At 37.5% G+C, this 18,510-nt stretch carries 19 protein-coding genes; 12 read left to right on the top strand and 7 right to left on the bottom strand.

Going from position 1 to position 18,510, the window contains the following annotated elements; translation table 11 throughout:
* The first annotated feature begins 8 nt into the window (after positions 1-8).
* The 3 genes from ACI3ES_RS06300 (at position 9) to ACI3ES_RS06290 (ending at position 2,904) form a co-directional block, all read left to right on the top strand.
* On the top strand, positions 9-1,187 hold the full coding sequence (locus tag ACI3ES_RS06300) for a class C sortase (protein WP_114666708.1): 1,179 nt from the start codon (positions 9-11) through the stop codon (positions 1,185-1,187).
* Positions 1,180-2,373 (top strand): class C sortase, encoded by a 1,194-nt coding sequence (locus ACI3ES_RS06295; protein ID WP_317211607.1) that lies wholly within the window; start codon positions 1,180-1,182, stop codon positions 2,371-2,373. Before ACI3ES_RS06300 ends, ACI3ES_RS06295 begins: the two co-directional genes overlap by 8 nt.
* A gap of 189 nt (positions 2,374-2,562) precedes the next feature.
* Positions 2,563-2,904 (top strand): hypothetical protein, encoded by a 342-nt coding sequence (locus ACI3ES_RS06290; RefSeq protein ID WP_114666706.1) that lies wholly within the window; start codon positions 2,563-2,565, stop codon positions 2,902-2,904.
* 231 nt (positions 2,905-3,135) lie between these two features.
* Here ACI3ES_RS06290 and ACI3ES_RS06285 read toward each other — a convergent pair whose 3' ends face one another.
* On the bottom strand, positions 3,136-3,540 hold the full coding sequence (locus tag ACI3ES_RS06285) for a type II toxin-antitoxin system death-on-curing family toxin (protein WP_114666705.1): 405 nt from the start codon (positions 3,538-3,540) through the stop codon (positions 3,136-3,138).
* Between the two features lie 3 nt (positions 3,541-3,543).
* Entirely contained in the window at positions 3,544-3,759 is a 216-nt protein-coding gene (locus tag ACI3ES_RS06280) for a hypothetical protein (protein ID WP_114666704.1), read from the bottom strand.
* An 82-nt stretch (positions 3,760-3,841) separates the two neighbouring features.
* On the opposite strand from ACI3ES_RS06280, the gene ACI3ES_RS06275 reads away from it, so the two are divergent.
* Positions 3,842-4,246 (top strand): hypothetical protein, encoded by a 405-nt coding sequence (locus tag ACI3ES_RS06275; protein WP_371866760.1) that lies wholly within the window; start codon positions 3,842-3,844, stop codon positions 4,244-4,246.
* A 248-nt stretch (positions 4,247-4,494) separates the two neighbouring features.
* Here the strand turns inward: ACI3ES_RS06275 and ACI3ES_RS06270 are convergent, their stop codons facing one another.
* The 4 genes from ACI3ES_RS06270 to ACI3ES_RS06255 form a co-directional block, all read right to left on the bottom strand.
* Positions 4,495-5,385, bottom strand: coding sequence for a GIY-YIG nuclease family protein (locus ACI3ES_RS06270; RefSeq protein ID WP_114666703.1), 891 nt, complete (start codon positions 5,383-5,385; stop codon positions 4,495-4,497).
* Positions 5,386-5,596: 211 nt separating this feature from the next.
* A complete protein-coding gene (locus ACI3ES_RS06265) occupies positions 5,597-6,517 on the bottom strand; it encodes an IS30 family transposase (protein WP_012268558.1) in 921 nt (306 codons plus the stop codon).
* Positions 6,518-6,639: 122 nt separating this feature from the next.
* Entirely contained in the window at positions 6,640-6,975 is a 336-nt protein-coding gene (locus ACI3ES_RS06260; RefSeq protein WP_114666702.1) for a hypothetical protein, read from the bottom strand.
* Positions 6,968-7,267, bottom strand: a complete 300-nt coding sequence (locus tag ACI3ES_RS06255; protein ID WP_198913092.1) for a type II toxin-antitoxin system RelB/DinJ family antitoxin — start codon at positions 7,265-7,267, stop codon at positions 6,968-6,970. Before ACI3ES_RS06255 ends, ACI3ES_RS06260 begins: the two co-directional genes overlap by 8 nt.
* A 622-nt stretch (positions 7,268-7,889) precedes the next feature.
* Here ACI3ES_RS06255 and dnaG point away from each other — a divergent pair.
* The 6 genes from dnaG (at position 7,890) to ACI3ES_RS06225 (ending at position 15,177) form a co-directional block, all read left to right on the top strand.
* The gene (gene dnaG / locus ACI3ES_RS06250) at positions 7,890-9,752 is read left to right on the top strand and encodes a DNA primase (RefSeq protein ID WP_114666953.1); all 1,863 of its coding nucleotides are present in this window, start codon (positions 7,890-7,892) and stop codon (positions 9,750-9,752) included.
* 34 nt (positions 9,753-9,786) lie between these two features.
* Positions 9,787-11,085, top strand: a complete 1,299-nt coding sequence (gene rpoD / locus ACI3ES_RS06245) for an RNA polymerase sigma factor RpoD (RefSeq protein ID WP_010295445.1) — start codon at positions 9,787-9,789, stop codon at positions 11,083-11,085.
* A gap of 102 nt (positions 11,086-11,187) precedes the next feature.
* A complete protein-coding gene (locus tag ACI3ES_RS06240; RefSeq protein ID WP_114666954.1) occupies positions 11,188-11,745 on the top strand; it encodes a QueT transporter family protein in 558 nt (185 codons plus the stop codon).
* Entirely contained in the window at positions 11,745-12,479 is a 735-nt protein-coding gene (locus ACI3ES_RS06235; RefSeq protein ID WP_181809838.1) for a 3-oxoacyl-ACP reductase, read from the top strand. Before ACI3ES_RS06240 ends, ACI3ES_RS06235 begins: the two co-directional genes overlap by 1 nt.
* Positions 12,480-12,608: 129 nt before the next feature.
* Complete coding sequence (locus tag ACI3ES_RS06230; RefSeq protein WP_114666956.1) at positions 12,609-13,610, top strand: alpha/beta hydrolase; 1,002 nt, start codon at positions 12,609-12,611, stop codon at positions 13,608-13,610.
* 160 nt (positions 13,611-13,770) lie between these two features.
* Complete coding sequence (locus ACI3ES_RS06225; protein ID WP_114666957.1) at positions 13,771-15,177, top strand: NAD-dependent succinate-semialdehyde dehydrogenase; 1,407 nt, start codon at positions 13,771-13,773, stop codon at positions 15,175-15,177.
* Positions 15,178-15,235: 58 nt separating this feature from the next.
* Here the strand turns inward: ACI3ES_RS06225 and ACI3ES_RS06220 are convergent, their stop codons facing one another.
* Positions 15,236-16,069 (bottom strand): aldo/keto reductase, encoded by an 834-nt coding sequence (locus ACI3ES_RS06220; RefSeq protein ID WP_114666958.1) that lies wholly within the window; start codon positions 16,067-16,069, stop codon positions 15,236-15,238.
* Positions 16,070-16,302: 233 nt separating this feature from the next.
* Here ACI3ES_RS06220 and ACI3ES_RS06215 point away from each other — a divergent pair, with 233 nt between their 5' ends.
* Positions 16,303-17,352, top strand: coding sequence for a 2,3-butanediol dehydrogenase (locus ACI3ES_RS06215; protein WP_114666959.1), 1,050 nt, complete (start codon positions 16,303-16,305; stop codon positions 17,350-17,352).
* A gap of 142 nt (positions 17,353-17,494) precedes the next feature.
* Complete coding sequence (locus ACI3ES_RS06210) at positions 17,495-18,412, top strand: aldo/keto reductase (protein WP_407631947.1); 918 nt, start codon at positions 17,495-17,497, stop codon at positions 18,410-18,412.
* Positions 18,413-18,510: the final 98 nt, after the last annotated feature.

The following is an 18,510-nucleotide window of genomic DNA, read 5'->3' as shown; positions in this document are numbered from 1 at the left end:
ATAAGAACATGTCAAAGATAAATCATAATAGAACGAATATTTCATTGAAGTTGTTTATTGCCATTATGTTTGTGATTGGCTTTATGATATTTATGTACCCTTTTTTTGCCAATGCTGTTAATAATTATGTTGCTCAAAGAGAGGTTAATTCAGTTAACCAGATTAATCAAAAAGCAAGTGATAAGAAGTTAAAAGAACTAATCGCAGCGAATAAGAAAAAGACTGAAGAAAATCAGCAATTAGGAATTTCTCCAGTAAAAAATATTCTTGGTACATCTTTAAAAAATGTGCCAAAGGAAGATCAGTCTTATTATAGGCAACATGCCTTAGGTAGTATATTTATTCCTAAAATATCACTAAGTTTACCAATTTTTGATACAACCACTGAAAGTTTATTGCAACAAGGTATTACATTGTTGCCCGGCAGTTCATATCCGGTTGGTGGTAATAACACTCATACTGTGCTTTTAGGTCACAGTGGTTTGACTAGTCAATTGTTGTTCACCAATTTACATAAGCTAAAGATAGGTGATAAGTTTTTTTTCAAAGTGTATGGCAAGCGATTAGCTTATCAAGTAGTTAGTAAGAAAGTTGTGTTGCCGTCGAATTTAAATGATGTTGGTATAAAAGCAAACGAAGATTTGGCAACTTTGGTGACGTGTACGCCATACATGATTAACACTCACCGGCTGTTGATCACTGGTAAAAGGGTTCCCCTCAGCAAATCAGCATTTGACCATCAAGAAAAGCAAACTTCGCAATACCAAGCCAAACATCTGTTAGTCTTATTGGCACTACTTGTGACTGTTCTTGCGATTATTTGTTATATTTTGAAACGAGAAATAATTGAACTGTTAGCTACCAAACGCTATTATTTATTGCGATTCTATGTTTATCAAAATCATCTTGCAGTGCCAAATCTATCTTTTAGATTGGTTCAAAAAAATGGAAAACCACTTTTCAATCAGCAGGGGGATATGTATCGAGCAATTAGTGATAAAAACGGCCAAGTTAACTTTGGTAAATTGTCTGGTGGACAGTACAAAATTTTAATTGAAAATTCTATGACAAATGAAAAACCATTCTGCGCTTATGTAAAAAAGTTGACTAATAAACGATTTTATTTAAAAAAGACAAAGCGAAGTAATTATCAAATCATAATGGAAAGTAATCAAAAAAATGACTAAAAAGAAGAGAACAAAGCAAAATTTTATTTTAAATCTTATTTTTTTAATCGGATTTTTGGTTGCGTTGTATCCATTTTATGTTGGAGCGCTTAATCATTTTATTGATGAACAACGTATTAAGACCTTACAATCTCAAACAAATAAAAATATTTTGTCTAAAGAAGCCAGTATGCGTAAGAAAAATGCAAAATTACGTCAAGACGGTATCGTGGCAGGTAGTGATCCTTTTTCTGGATCCACTTATAATGAGCACGTCGATCTAAAAAAGCACTTAATCGGAAAAATTAGTATTTCAAAAATCGGATTAGATATACCTCTTTTTGATACTACAAATGAAGAAACACTCAATTATGGCGCAACAGTATTGCAAGGCACTTCTTTTCCAATTGGCGGGGAAGGAACGCATAGCGTTATTTCCGCTCATCGTGGATTGGCATCGCGGGTTTTATTCACAAACCTCAATAAAGTTAAAAAAAATGATGTTTTTGTTTTAACAGTATTGCATAAAAAATTAGCCTATAAGGTTTTTAAAATTCAAATTGTTAAACCTGAGGATTATCAAGGATTAAAAATTGAACCAAACAAAGATTTAGTTACGCTTTTGACATGTACACCATATATGATTAATTCTCATCGACTGTTGGTGACCGGATATCGGGTGCCATACACAGCAGATATGACAAAAAAAATTGATACCGCCAATAAGTGGCATACTCTGAAACAAGGTATAATTCTGATTGGTGTTGTTTTGTTGCTAATTGGTCAGTTCTTTTTACTTTATCGAAAAATTGTGATGATGCAATTATCAAAAAAGAAATTCAATTTTTCTTTTTACCGACTTAACAAAAATGGAGAGCCTATTGCTGATATAGGTTACCAATTATTCTCCAAAAATGGAAAAGTGACTCTGAAGAGAGATGGTGCGCCGTTAATTCGTTATTCTAATTTGGATGGGCAAGTCGTATTTGATAATTTACCGGGTAATGTGTATGTTATGAAGGAGTTGGGAATACCTAATCAAAATAAAGTTAAGATAGGTGTTAAAAAAATAAGTGATAGGCACATGTCATTTTATCCCAAAAAACAAGATCGATTCTATTTTAATTCCAAGAATGACGAAAATTGGATTAAAATGTGTAGTCGTATTTTACTAAATTCGCTTGACTTCGAAGATCAATTAGTATAAATTAAAGTCAACAATTAAATCACGTGTTATATCAAGAGCTAGTGAGTGGTTACACACTTTGACCTAGCAGCAACCTGCCAATTGGTAAGGTGCTCCACTGTAAACGGATATACGTCACTTAACCGTGTTCGTATATCGAGCGCGGTTTTTTTGTGACAAAGTCCAAGTGACGTTAAACAGGAGAAATAAATGTCAAGTATACTAGATGAGCAACTACGATTCACGGCGCTGGAACAAAATGGTCTCATGAAATCAATTCTAACTTTGGGAATATCTGAACGGGATTTAACGTTAATCAGTCAGAAAACAGAAGATGAACAAATCAAAAAGATAGCTAATTTAAAAATTAAACAACTTAATAGTGAGGCGATCAATGAAAATATAAATATCTTCAAAAAATTTGCCCATTTAAACGGGCTGGCGGCTTCAATAGCGAGAAGAAAAAGTAGCAATGAGCTAAAACAAAGATATTTAGAAGCGAGCGATATTGAAAAACATAAAATTTTGATGATTTTAAATGGTAAAGATTAACACGTCGTGACATCTTTACCATTTATGATGACTAATTACCGGCGTTTAGTGGCATAATATATAATGTGTATATATACGGATTATATACGATCAATATACTAAATATATACCAAATCCACTTAATGTAGAGAACAAAAAGCGAAGCTTAAAATGAAAAGATTTAATAACACTACCAATCGCGTCATTGATGATTTGAAACAAGAAATCAAGTCACGCAGCAAAAAGTTCTAATTACTTAGACTTCTGATGTGTACCTTCCAACCATTCGGCAATTTTTAGCATGATTGTTTCATTATCGGGTGAGGTGGTAACTGCCAAGACAAATTCCTCTGAATTATTGATTAGTTCATCGTCAATGGGGTGATACCCATTGATATTCAAAAAAACTAAACTTGCCATGATGGCAGTACGTTTATTGCCATCAGAAAAAGCATGTTTCTTGGCTGTTTTTTGGAGAATGTACGCTGCCTTTAACCAAATCGAAGGGTATAGTTCGCGACCAAAAACGATTTGCTTGGGCTGCTCGACTATTGCCTCTAAGGAGGCATCGGAAATCACCCCAAAGTTAGTACCACCAACTTTTTTGACAACGTGCTCATTTAGGTAAATAAAATCAGATTTTGTGAGATAGTGCATATTTTATTTATCCTTGAGCTTTTCGAGCAAAGGGGCGAAGCGATCAACGTAGTCATCAATAGCTGATTTGGCGTCAGGTTGAACACCTTTATCCGCTACGTAAGTTGCCACCGCTTCGCTCACAAAGCTTGAAATGGATTGGTTGTTCATTTGGCTGTAAGCCAAAATCGTGTCATATAAATTGTCATCAAATCGAATACTTGTTGCTTTTGCCATCATAATGCCCTCGTGTATTTAATGTTAAATACATTCTACCACGTGGTGTATTTAAAAACAAATACAAAATTCAAAGGAGAAACCAATGACTGATACACCTGAAAGTGTCAATCTGTCAGATATCAGCTTGCGTAAAGTTGACACTGAATTATTAAATGAACTGCGGGACTTATTCGACCGTGCCGAAGACCAAAAAGAACGCTATGACTTTACTTGGAATGGTAAAGCCAAGGCGTATTTTGAAGCAGCAACACCAACAACCAAGACTTTACGTCCTCAGCCTGAGGAAAGTTACATATACGCTGATGATGATTATAAGGAAAAGGTGAATACATTCAATGATTCTGAAAATCTGTTCATCACTGGTGACAAGCTAGAAGCTCTGAAACAATTACAGGCGTCTTACTTAGGCAAAACTGACATGACTGATATTATTATAATCATTTTGAAATTGATACAAAATGAAAGCATTAAAATAGATTGTTATTAAGGGCTTTCACTCTTTTTTATGAGTGGAAAGTATTTTGTTGTTTTTGTTGGTGGTAATGATAACAAGAGTTGCGTAGATGATTTGAAACAAAGGATTTTGAAAAATTATTGGGGAGTTGCAACTTTCAGGTTTTTGGGAATATATTAGTAAAGAGACTTTGATAGTTTGCTAGGTAAATCGTATGACGGTAGATTGGGTGGATTGTTAGAATGCAAAAAGGCAGAGATAGTTATCTTCTGCCTAGATGATTATTCTGATTTTTCAATTTCGTTTAGGGAACGACCATGCTCATCCTTCCATGCATTCTTGCCGTTGATATGGCCTCCAATTACAAACGCAGCAGCATATGTAGGTGAGGTGAATAGAGTATTTTCTTGAAGAATACCATCAATGACTAGATTATCTTTTTGACGCATTTTCCGAATTTTCTCAGGAATAGAGGTAGAGTCAATGATTTCGATATGGCTTCCCTTTAATAAAACAATACCTTCGCTCGTTTGTTTTGCAGATGCCTCGATGGATTTTTTGCTTTTTCGACTTTTCTGTTTGAAGTAAAGCAGTAATTCCTTGCTAGAGGGTTCAATGAATTCTGATGGACTATCGTCAACTATAAGAGGCTCAAATACGCGATACCCTAAAGAACCAATGACAATTTTGGTATAGTCGATAAATTCCTCGAGTTCTGATTCTTTTTCTTCTGTAACGTGACCAAGGTTAGGCTCGTTGCTATTTTTCACTATATAACGTTTGCTATCACGTGCAAGATTGGTAAATTGATTTTCAAGATAACTGATTTCAGTTGGTCCGAAAGCATTATTAGTTGTGGTGAAAGCAACTGCCTCTGTCCAATAATCTTTATCTGGATTACGTTTATGTTCTTGAAGGCGATTTAGGATACCTTCACCATTTTTACGATTTCCTGCTTGCCCAATGTAGACTATGTTTTCTTGTGTTTCATCTGAAGTACTAAACAAGAAATAGACTCCACTTTGTTTCAAGTAGTCGATTGACTTAGCCTTGTCAAGCTCAATTCTAGGTATCTTATAAGCAATTCCAGTCCAGTTAGCCAGCGTGCACTTTATACGCCCCTTTGGAACGCCATCTATTAGATATAGTTGTATTGTTTTACTTCTTGTCACTGCAAAACCTCCTAAATAATGATTGTTAATCCCAGTATAGCAAGGATAGCTATACTGGGGATAATTTGAACGATAAAGTTTGTGATTGTTTGGTGCAAAGTATAATTTTAATTTAACTAAGCGATATTTTCAAGAAAAATTATATTCCGAAGAAATTGAGAACAGTGATATCTTGATTATGAAAAATAGAATTAATGGCAGATTGCAAGAATCATCCGAACACCGCATGTTTCTGAAAGACTTTTCGTGGTGATTGCCAGTTGAGCGTTTTCATTGGCCTGGCATTAATCCAATGATTAATTTGATCTAATTCTTTCTGACTGATGGTTTCAATTTTGCGTTCTTTTGGGATAAAACGACGGACATATCGATTTAGCACTTCATTACTACCACGTTCTTCTGGTGAATATGGGTGTGCAAAATACATCGGTATGCCTAGCTGTTCTTCTATTTCATCATATTTTGCAAACTCTCGACCGTGATCAACTGTAATTGATTTAGCATTTTTTATACCCTTGAAAAACCTAATAATAGCTGGTGTCACTGCCTGACTATTGCGCCCACTGACATGTCTCATGATATGTTGTCGACTCAATCGTTCTGTGATGGTCACTAAAACATCGCCACGTGTTTTACCAGATTGCATCGTATCAACTTCAAAATGACCAAATTCTTGTCTTAATTGGACAGCTTTTGGTCGTTTTTCAATTGAACGGCCATGAGCAAAAACACGTCTACGGCCGTCAGATTGACGTTTACGTCGAATACCTTTATCAGGTAAATCTGATAACTTAATTTTAAGCAAACCATGATGAATCCAGTTGTAGATGGTCTTGAAAGCAATACCCAATACATGAGCAGCCGTTTCTGGTGACCACTTCAAGATACCAATGTGATGGTTCAAAAAAGCTGATATTTCAGGTGTTAGGGTCGGATGGCGACCGTGTTTGTGCCGATTACACTGGGCTAAATGATGAGCCTGTTGTGCATTGTATGGTTTAATTCGATTTAACTCGTAGGTAATAGTTGCAGGAGAACGCTTTAAGAAACGGGCTATTTCTCGAGTTGAATGATTAAGTTTGATCATTGTTTCAATGACAGAACGTTCGTGAGCTGATAAACTAGAAGACATAAGCTGCAGATCCTTTATGGTTGATTTTAGTCAATTACCATTAAAGTCTCTGCAGTTTTTTTATGCAAGGTGTTCGGTTTAATTTTACAATCTGCCTAATATATTAAAATACCTCACGGTATCTAATCATCAGAAAGTAACGAACCAACATTTTGTCCTCTTACAAAAACATGTGTGACGTAAACTTTATTCTCACTACTATCAACATAGAAAATGCCAAAATAGTGCTGATAAGGCATAAAATATTGATAATCATTTACAACTTCTGTCAGTTCAAATCGATTTTTGACGAACGGAAAACTGTCTGCTGAAAAGCGCAACTTATTAGCACCTTTTGCAATATTTACCATTGTTTTTCTAGCAGTATCTGGACGCTTGAATTGATCGTTGATGTATTGACCAATAGCTAGAATTTCTTTTTGAGCGATGGCTGTGATAACGACTTCATAATCAGTCAAAATGATAGTCCGCTAATTCTTCAGCAACTTGTTGAACGGGTTTGGCCTGATCACGATTATATTTGAGTTCACGGTCAGAGATGGTAAGCATTCGATTAAGTTCTTCAATGGCTGCTTCACGGTCAAACGCTTGAGGCACCGTCGTATCAAACGGCAATCTGTTTTGCGCCACAAGTTGCTTAGACGCCATGACAACAAAAGTATTGAAATTCATACCGAGTGCATCAAGTTTAATGTTAACTGCTTTTTTTAAATCATCATCCATGCGGATGCTGGTAGCTGATGTAGTCATAATGATACCCCTTGTAGTTTGTTAACTATATTTTAACATACAATAGAAACAGGAGACACAATGAAACGCCAATATAAAAAATCAACAATTCCAACTAGACGCAGTCAACATCGCTTTATAAAGGTCCTTAAGCAATCATGTCAAATATAATTGGATTGATGAAATTTCACAAAATGTTCGGTTGCTTCGCAAAACAGTGGGAAAGATTCAAGCAGACATTGATGAATCTCAATTCAGTAAATACAAGTCCGACCTAGAAAGTTTTACATCATACTAAACAATTTAACAAAACTGATTACTTGTTGACTATTACTGTCTTACTTCTAGGTATGGGGATGTTTAGTGTTTGAATCGTAACAATGTTAATATTGATTTTATGTCAAGAATATTTTATGGAGTAAGGGACAATCGTTCGGCTTGGGGTTGACATCTCCAAGGCCTCACTAAGTTAACATAATATCCTAAATTAAAAATCCTGATATGGCTCAAACGTTGCTATAAAGCGATTTAATAAAAATAAAAGGGCTTGACAAATTAAAATATTGAACGTATAATTTTAGATACGAAGATTAGGTCGCGAACGACGTCGTTTGCGACTTTTATTATTTGGAAAGGGGTGTGCATGGCGAGTAGAATTCCGCAATCATTCATTGATGAAGTACGGTCGAAAGTAAATATTGTTGATGTTATTGGTCAGTACACGCCGCTCGCCAAAAAAGGACGTCAATGGAATGGTTCGTGTCCATTCCACGAAGACAAGCATCCATCACTTTTTGTTGAGGAAAACAAACAAGTTTTTAATTGTTTTTCTTGCGGTCGCTCGGGTTCAGTTTTTTCCTTTATTATGGAGAAAGAAGGGCTATCTTATCCAGAGGCTGTCCTGTTTCTGGCTGAGAGTGTTGACATGCCGATTGACAGTAGTATTTCAGCGACGGCCACGCACCAAGTAGATGCGACGACTCAAGCAATTTATCAATTGCACAATGACGCACAGAGGTTATATCAGCACACGTTGCTTAATACGACCTCAGGAGAAGCCGCACTTCAGTATCTTCACGACAAACGTCATCTGACAGATGATATTATTAAAACATTTGGTATAGGCTTTGTACCTGACGATAATTTGTTGTTGAGTTACGCAAAAAATCAGAATCTATCGCCATCGCTATTATCAGCCTCAGAATTATTTCTCACCAATAGTGCCGGAGAACAGCGTGACCGCTTTGCTGGTCGAATTGTCTGGCCAATTAAAACTGAGCGCGGTCAAGTGGTTGGATTTTCTGGTCGTGCGCTGGATAAAGACAATTCAATTAAATATATGAATAGCCCTGAGAGTCCTTTTTTTATGAAAGGACGAATCTTATATAATTTTGATCGTGCGAAAAATGTCATCAGACAGACTGGCACAGCGATGATATTTGAAGGTTTCATGGACGTTATTTCAGCTGACATGGCTGATCAAAAAGTTGGTGTAGCGACTATGGGAACTGCGCTAACAAGCGATCATGTCCACCAATTAGCAAAAATTGCCAAACGAATTTTGCTGGTGTATGATGGTGATGATGCCGGTCAGACAGCTGCACGACGCTCGATTGAGTTGATTACGAACAACACTAAATCACTTGAAATTGGCGTGGTGCATTTACCTGATCATCTTGATCCAGATGAAGTGCGGATTAAATTAGGGTTACCCCAGTTAGCACAATCTTTGACGCAAAGTATCCAAACGCCGATTGAATTTTTGGTTGATGATGCTAAACGTGATAAAAATTTAAGCAATCAATCACAATATTTGCAATTTTTAAAAGAAGTGATGATAATACTGGGTCGCGCTACGCCAGTAGAGCAAGATTTGCAGTTAACTCGAATTTCTAAAGAGTTCGGGACTTCTAAGCAAGCGTTGCAAGCGCAATTGGCACAAACACTTCAGCAGAAGTCAAATCAGTCACAAGTGCAATCACAGCGTTTGACGACTAGGGATGATTTTTATGGCGAGCCGCCACAAGATAATTATTATGATCAACTTTATGAGGCTAACCCACAGTTTAAAAACACGGTTTCCAAGGTAGAGTTGGCTGAGCGTGCCTTAATTATGGCAATGATTAAAGATCCGCAAGTGATGCGTCGGGTTAAGTCTACTGCCGGTTTTGCATTTGTTCATTCAGATTATCAGTTATTAATGATGTTAGCTGAAGTTTATCAGCGAGATCATATTGGCAGTTTCGACATTGCAGAATTTATGGATTTTTTGCAAAAGCCAGAGCTGAACCAAAAAATAATGGCCATAGATCGTTTGTTTGGTGATTTGGAAGTTAAAGACGAAGCGGTTAGCGATTATTTACGTTTAATCATAAATGATGCCCCAAAAATGTCGAAAATTGAAGAATTGCAACGACAAATTACCGTTGCAAAGCAACAACGTGATGACACGAAGCTAGTACAATTGACAACCGAATTGATTAACATTAAGAAGCAACAACAGTAATGGAACGCACTTTTAGTGTAAAAAGGAGTTAAGCATGACAACTGTTTCAAGTTCAAGCAAAATTTTAGATATCAAAGCATACCTAGATGAGAACAATATCGCTTACAATAGTCGCGCTAAGAAAGCTGAATTATTGGCTTTAGCACAAGGTAAGACACCTGAACAAGCTGCAGCAGCGGGTAAAGCATCAAAGCCAAAGTCAGCCAAAAAATCTGGTCCACTTAAAAATCCAGAATATGATAAAGCCACAAAGGCATTGATTGCTGAGTTTAAGACTGCTAAGTCAATTACTTATGCTGATTTATCAAAACGCTTGGCAGAGCCGTTCAACTTAGATGAAGAAAATATCGAACGTTTGATGGAAAAGGTTGAAGATGCGGGCATTGCAATTGTTGATGACAATGGTGACCCCGCACCAGAAGTGTTGAAAGCCAAACAAAATAAGCCCTCAGCAGAGGAGTTAGCCGAAGCAGAAGAAACACCAGCCGGAATCAAAATCAACGACCCTGTTCGCATGTACCTCAAGGAAATCGGTCGTGTTAACCTCTTGAAAGGCGACGAAGAAATAGAAATCGCCAAGCGAATTGAAAACGGCGATGTTGAAGCCAAGCAAGAATTAGCCGAAGCCAACTTGCGTTTGGTTGTGTCAATTGCTAAGCGGTATGTCGGTCGCGGTATGCAATTCTTGGATTTAATTCAAGAAGGTAACATGGGTCTTATGAAAGCTGTTGACAAATTTGATTACACCAAGGGCTTCAAATTTTCAACTTATGCCACATGGTGGATTCGTCAAGCTATTACACGCGCTATTGCTGATCAGGCACGTACAATTCGTATTCCAGTTCACATGGTTGAAACAATTAACAAATTGATTCGTATTCAGCGTCAATTACTGCAAGATCTTGGACGTGAACCACTACCGGAAGAAATTGGTGCCGAAATGGATTTGACGGCCGACAAAGTCCGTGAAATTTTAAAAATCGCGCAAGAACCTGTTTCACTTGAAACACCTATTGGTGAAGAGGATGATTCACATTTGGGCGACTTCATTGAGGACAATGAAGCCGTTTCACCTGCTGATTCAGCTGCCTACGAAATGTTGCGTGAGCAGTTGGAGTCAGTTTTGGACACATTAACTGATAGAGAAGAAAACGTGTTGCGTTTGCGCTTTGGCTTAGAAGATGGACGTACGCGCACGTTGGAAGAAGTAGGTCGTGTATTTGGTGTAACACGTGAGCGTATTCGCCAAATCGAGGCTAAAGCTTTGAGAAAGTTGCGCCACCCAAGCCGTTCAAAGCAACTTAAAGATTTTATGGATGAAAGTACGAATTAATCAAGACACTCAATGATCGTTGATAAAGCATAGGAATCAACGTGACAATGAAAACAGCGGTTCATCTACCATCCCGCTCATCAAAACTAGGAGAATTTATCAATGCAAAAATCTATGACAGTTTCAGAATCAAGCCGTACGCGCAACATTACTATGGTAGCAATTGTCGCTGCTTTGTATGCAGCGATTACTATTGTTGTTGCACCAATAGGATTTGGTCCAGTTCAGTTACGCCTGTCCGAAGGGCTGAATCATTTATCAGCTTGGAACAAACGTTATGTACTAGCGCTTGGATTAGGTGTATTAATCGCTAATTTGGTCTCACCTTTAGGGTGGATTGATTGGGTGTTTGGCACTTTAGGGACTGTTATTATGACGGCTGTTACTTATTTATTAACAAAAAAAGTAAAAAGTGCGATCGTAAAAATTATTATTAGTTCGGCTGTTGTTTCAACTATTGGCATGGCCATTTTGGCTGCTGAATTTACGTTTGCTTTCAGCATTGGCGCGAGTGGTGCCTTTGCCTCTGGTGCAAAAGGCGGACTCTTTGCACAATGGTTGGCGTATTACATTAGCGTAGTACCCGGTGAACTTGTTTCATTAATTGTGGGTGGCATTATTATTTTTTCACTTAGTAAAATAGTTGATTTGAGTAAATAATGACAAAGACATATACAAATAAGAATATTTTGATTACCGGTGCCGCTTCTGGCATCGGTTTTTCTCAGATGATGAGTTATTTAACAAACGGTGCTCGTGTTATTGCAATCGATGAACAGCTCATAGACATACAGCATGAAAGGCTAGTTACTTATCAACTCGATATCAGTCACCATGACGAGCTAATTAATTTACTAACCACTATTACAGACAAGGAAAGTATTGATATTTTAATCAATACGGCTGGTATTTTAGACAATTATCAACCTAGTTTGGAAACGAATTTTGAGAATTGGCAACATGTTCTAGACGTGAATGTTACACCCATGTTTATTACAGCTAATGCAGTGTTGCCCGGTATGATTGCAAGAAGTGGTGGCCACATTGTGAATATGGCTTCTATCGCAGGATTTTCCGCGGGTGGAGGTGGTGCTGCCTATACAACAAGCAAACACGCGATTATTGGTTATACCAAACAACTGGCATTTGACTATGCTCAAAAGGGTATTCACATTAACGCGATTGCTCCAGGAGCTATCAATACGCCGATGAATGCAGCGGACTTCGCGGGAGATGGCGCAATGGCTAAACAAGTGGCTGAACAAACACCTGCAAAACGTTGGGCGACACCACAAGAAGTAGCTGATCTAACTTTATTTTTAACTAGTCCACAAGCTGACTATATCAATGGCGCAGTAGTGCCAATTGATGGTGGTTGGAGTTTAGGACATTAATAGATAAATTATGTTGTAGTCATTAAACCTTTCCAAATCCTAACGGGTTTGGTTTTTTTGTGTTCATACACATGATATGATAAAAGTAATAGTAATTTAAAAGAGCGAAATATGAGTAGGTGATGGTTGATGTGGCGAAGAATTAGAAGGTGGCTTTTCTGGTTGGTTGTTTCCTTATTAGTCATAATATTGACAACTTTGTTAGCATTTAGTTTGTCTCCAAGACCAAGTACATATTTGATTAAACGTATGTTTGACGGGCCAGTAACGATTACGGATAAAAGTGCTTTTAAGTCGGCTTCTAAAAATGTCACGGTGACCGGTAATGTCGTTTATCCGTCTCATTATCAAAAAAACACTTTAGATATTTATCAACCAAAAAATGTAACAAAATCTAAAGCAACACTTGTCTGGGTTCACGGTGGTGGGTATGTGGGTGGTGACAAAAGTGGCATGAAGGAATTTGCCACAAAAATAGCTGCTGACGCCAAATTAACAGTCATTGCAATTAACTATCAGTTGGCGCCCACCGCGACTTATCCAAGCCAACTATATCAGTTAAATGACGCAATAAATTATTTAAAAGGTCAATCAAATTTGAATACATCTCAAATAATTGTTGGCGGTGATTCGGCCGGTGCACAAATTGCCCTGCAATATGCAGCATTGGCAACGAATAAAAGCTACGCCAAAAGTATGAAATTTCAAACAGCTATTCCAAAAGATACTGTTAAAGGCGCGATTTCATATTGTGGCCCAGTTAATCTCAAGCAAGTATTAGATCAAAAAAGTGATTCATTAATATTAAAATGGTTCGTTCATTCAGTTGCTTGGAGTGAATTAGGAACACACCAATGGCAAAAGTCAGTTGAGCTAAAGCAAGCTTCTTTAGTTGATCATGTCACAACTGAATTTCCACCAACCTATATCACAGATGGCAATGCTTATTCTTTTCAAGATCAAGGTTTGGCGTTTGAAAAAAAGTTAAAACAACTAGGGGTTCCAGTGACGAGCCAATTTTTTAATCATACCAGTAAGTCCATCACACATGAATATCAATTTAATTATCAAACTAAAGCAGCCAAAAAGTGTTATCAGCAAACTCTAGCTTATATAGCCAGTGTTGAATAGTCAGCATGATCAATTGATGATCATGTTTTTTTGTGAATAATATTACATATTATTTGCATATAAAATCACAAGTTAAATACTTTTGTAATAATTTGAACGGTGTTATAGTAATGATGTTGTTAGTTATACTCACTCTGTATCAAACGAAAGGTCGAATAAAATGAGCTATCAAACAATTAATCCATTTACAGATGAAGTGATTAAAACATATGACAATCATGATGATGCCTATGTCGAAAAAGCAATTGCAAAGGGTCATGCACTGTATAAAAAATGGCGTAATGATCCTGTTGAAAGTCGTGCCGCAGCGTTGAATAAAGTGGCTGACGTGATGGCAGCACAAACAGATGAGTTAGCCAAAGTCTTGACCCTTGAAATGGGAAAACGTTTCGTAGAAGCGCAAGGCGAGGTTGCTATTTGTGTATCAATTGCACGTTATTATGCCAAAAATGCAGCGGAATTTTTGAAACCAGAGCCAATTGAATCATCAATCGGACCAGCCCAAACAATCTCAAGACCAACAGGTGTCTTGATGACAGTTGAGCCTTGGAACTTCCCATACTATCAAATTATGCGTGTCTTTGCCCCTAACTTCATGGCAGGCAATCCAATGTTATTGAAGCATGCTAGTAACACGCCAATGGCAGCTGGTGCTTTTGAAAAAGTTGTTAGCGAAGCAGGTGTACCAGACGGTGCCTTCACTAATCTTTACGTTGACTATGATCAAGTTAATAATATTATTGCAGACGATCGTGTTCAAGGTGTGGCGTTGACAGGATCAGAGCGCGCTGGACAACTTATTGCCGCAGAAGCTGGTAAGAACATGAAGCAGAGTTCTCTTGAACTCGGCGGCAGTGATCCATTTATTGTTTTGGAAGACGCTGACCTTTCAGAAATTAAGAAAATTATTGGTGGCGCACGTTTGTATAATGCTGGTCAAGTCTGCACGTCATCAAAGCGCTTTATCGTGACAGAAAAGAACTATGATGCGCTGTTAGATATGCTCAAAGAAGCCTTTTCTGAAGCAAAAATTGGTGACCCAATGGATTCAGATACCACTTTGGCACCACTAAGTACTTCAAAAGCTAAGCAGAATCTGACAAAACAAGTTAAAGCGGCAGTCGATGCTGGCGCAACACTTGCGTTTGGTAGTGTTGAACAGAACTTGCCAGCTGCACAATTCGAGCCAGTTATTTTGACCAACATCACTAAGGAAAACCCAGCATTTTATCAAGAATTCTTTGGTCCAGTTGGACAAGTTTACAAAGTCAAGGATGAAGAAGAAGCAATTGCTTTAGCCAACGATTCCCACTATGGCTTGAGTGGCGTTGTGTTTGGTGGTTCGGCTGAACATGCAACTGAAGTGGCATCACGCCTAGAAACTGGTGCAGTCTTTGTCAACAGCTTTGGTGGTACATTACCTGAATTGCCATTCGGCGGTGTTAAAAATTCCGGCTACGGTCGTGAATTGGGTCGCTTTGGTATTGAAACATTCGTCAACAAAGAAACAATTGTTACGAAGCATGAACCAATTGATTTGGATGATGTATTTGGTGGATTCGTTTAAAATCTGATCAAAAGAAAAGCTTTTAATCTCTTATTATTGAAGAGATTAAAAGCTTTTTTTAGAATTCTTGATAAACGGCAGGGTCTTGGTTATTGGTTCGACCATCAGGTTTTGACAGTGCGTTAATACGTGCCATGTCGTCCTCTGTGATGTCAAAATCAAAAATATCCAAGTTGCTAACTTGACGGGCAAAGTGAGTGGCTTTTGGAATAGGGAGAACACCTAGTGATACTTCCCATTTCAAAATCAATTGACCAACATTTTTGTGATATTTTTTAGCGATATCAACTAGGGTTGGGTTAGTCAATAAATCGCTTGCTCGGCCTAGGGGACTCCAAGCCTCAGTTAAGATATTGTTTTCAGAATTATACGCACGCATTTCTGCTTGATTAAAGAAAGGATGTAATTCGATTTGATTGACTACCGGTAAATGACCCGTTTCTGTTTGTAGTCGTTCTAGGTGTTCAGGTAAGAAATTGCAGACACCGATTGATTTTACTAATCCAAACTTCTGTGCTTGAATTAGCGTATCCCATGCTTCAACATAATGATCATCAATCGGATTTGGCCAATGAAGCAAGTACAAATCAAAGTAATCTAATTTGGAACGAAATAAGGATTCTTGAATCAAATCAATTGATGCCTGTTGATCACTATAATATTTACCCGGCAATTTCGAAGTGACAATCAGTTCATCACGTGAGACATGGGAAGCCTTGATTGCTTGTCCCACAGTGCCCTCGTTTTGATAGTTGAAAGCAGTGTCTAATAAACGATAACCAGCTTTAATTGCTGAAGTGATAGCATGAGCACCTGTGATACCGTTGAGTTTATAGGTACCAAAACCAACTGCTGGCAATTGCTGTCCGTCACTTAATTCATAAAATGACATTTGCATTTTACTTCTTTCTTAATTGATAACACTTACATTAAACGATAAATACGGCCGATGCAAAAATATTGCTTGTAAAATATCCTACAAGCATGGTTGATAAAATCAAATGATGGTTGAATTTAATCATTATTTTCAGGTGATTTTTTACACAAAGAAATAAAATAAGCGTTATAATATTACTAAAGACATATAGTCTTTAAAAACTTACTGTCATCAAAGGAGACATAATAATGAAAGCAGCTGTATGGCATGGTGTGAAAGATGTTAGAGTCGAGGATGTTGCGTTAAAGCCAGCAAAGTCCGACGAAGTTGTTGTACGTGTAGCGTATGCCGGAATTTGCGGCAGTGACTTACATGAATATTTGGAAGGACCCGTCTTTATTCCAGTTGATGCACCAGACACTTTAACTGGTGGACAAGCACCATTAACAATGGGACATGAATTTTCTGGTGTGATTGAAAAAGTTGGTGCTGATGTTACCAAGTTTAAAGTTGGTGATCATGTTTCGATTAATCCAACAGTGACTAAGGGAATTTCACCTGATAATCTTGATGTTTATGATGGCTATAGCTTCATTGGTTTGAGCACAGATGGTGGCTTCACTTCGTTTGTCAATGTCCCAGAAGAGAATCTTTATCATCTTCCAGAAGACTTTTCATTGAAATTAGCTGCAACAATTGAACCAACTGCTGTTGCGGTTCAAGCCGTTAAAGAAGGTGATTTGCGATTTGGCGAAAAGGTTGTTATTTTCGGTGCTGGACCAATTGGTGTTTTGGTTGCTGCGGCTGCAAAAGCTGCTGGCGCAACTAAAATTGTTGCGGTGGACTTGTCAGAAGTTCGTTTGAAGAAAGCATTGGAAATGGGCGCAACAGACGTCATTAATCCTAGCCAAGTGCCAGACGCAATTGCTGCGATTAAAGACATTATTCCAGGTGGTGCCGATGTATCATTTGAAGTTGCTGGTGTACAACCAACGTTTGAACAAGCAATTGACGCGACACGTCCACGTGGTAGTGTTGTTATTGTTTCAATTTTTGCTAAGCCAATTAGCTTTGATCCAATGCAATTGATGAACGCTGGTGTCAAGTTGACCACAACGATTGCTTATTCTAAGGAAACATTCCAACAAACGGTTGATTTGGTAAGTAGCGGTCAAATTGATGTTCAACCAGTTATCACTGATACCATTGAATTGGATAACATTGTTAATGATGGTTTTGAAGCGTTGACACGTGATAAGTCACAAGCTAAAATTTTAATTGATTTGAATCAAGCATAATTTAGTATATTTTGGAGCACACAGTAGCGTGTGCTTTTTTTGTGGTTAAAAATAGCAGTGTCATTTGCAAACAAATCATTTGGTTGCTATCTGCTTAGGGTTTATAATTATAGTTATAAATAGTAAGTAGGAGGAGACGCAAATGATAGATAAAGACGTTGTAAATCAACTAAATCATAAGGCTGCAAAGTTAGGTATTGGCACAAATAAAGTCGGTGGACACAATTTGTTTGACGGCCTTCGTGATCAAGATGGTTATGACCTTGTAAAAGAAGCATTAGATTCAAATATTCAAGTGATTGATACGGCATTTATGTACGGATTGGGTCGATCCGAAGAAATCATTGGGGATGTTTTACAAAATTATCCGCGTGAAAACTTTAAAATTGCGACTAAAGCAGCGCAAGATCCTAATCACGATTTAAAAATTAATAACACGCCAGCTTTTTTAACACAAGCTGTTGATGATGCTTTGACACGTCTCAAAACAGATTATATTGATTTGTTTTATATCCATTTTCCGGATGACGATACGCCTAAAGATGAAGCAGTAGACGCTTTAACTAAGCTAAAACAAGCTGGCAAAATCAAGGCTGTCGGTGTTTCTAATTTTAGTTTAGAACAAATTAAAGAAGCCAATAAAGATGGTGGCGTTGATTTTGTAGAAGATCATTACAACTTAGTTGATCGTGAAGCTGAAACCAGGTTGTGGCCATACCTAAAGGAAAATAACATTCAATTTGTGCCATACTTTCCATTAGCCTCAGGATTACTTACGGGTAAGTATCAGCCAGAAGATAGTAGCAAGTTTAAGCAATTTTCAGCAGATCAATTTCATAAGATAATGACTGGAATAGATGTGGTCAAACAGATTGCTAGTAGTCATCAAGCTACTGTTGCCCAGACTGTTTTGGCGTGGTATATCAAAAATCCTGATATTGCTGTTGTGATTCCTGGTGCCAGACAACCGCAACAAGTGGCCGACAATGCTGCTACGTTAAAAGTTGACTTGTCAGATGATGACTATCAGACGATTGATCGTGTATTTAGTGGTATTTAATAGTCAAAACGAAAACGCTAGCCGAATAGGTTAGCGTTTTTTGTCTACATAATAGGACTTATTAAAGTATAAAAGGTGTGATAAAATTAAGATATTAT

The organism is Leuconostoc falkenbergense (genome assembly GCF_045801155.1).
GTDB classification, from domain to species: domain Bacteria; phylum Bacillota; class Bacilli; order Lactobacillales; family Lactobacillaceae; genus Leuconostoc; species Leuconostoc falkenbergense.
The sequence above is the reverse complement of the archived record's forward strand: the minus strand, read 5'-3'. Positions and strand labels throughout refer to the sequence as shown.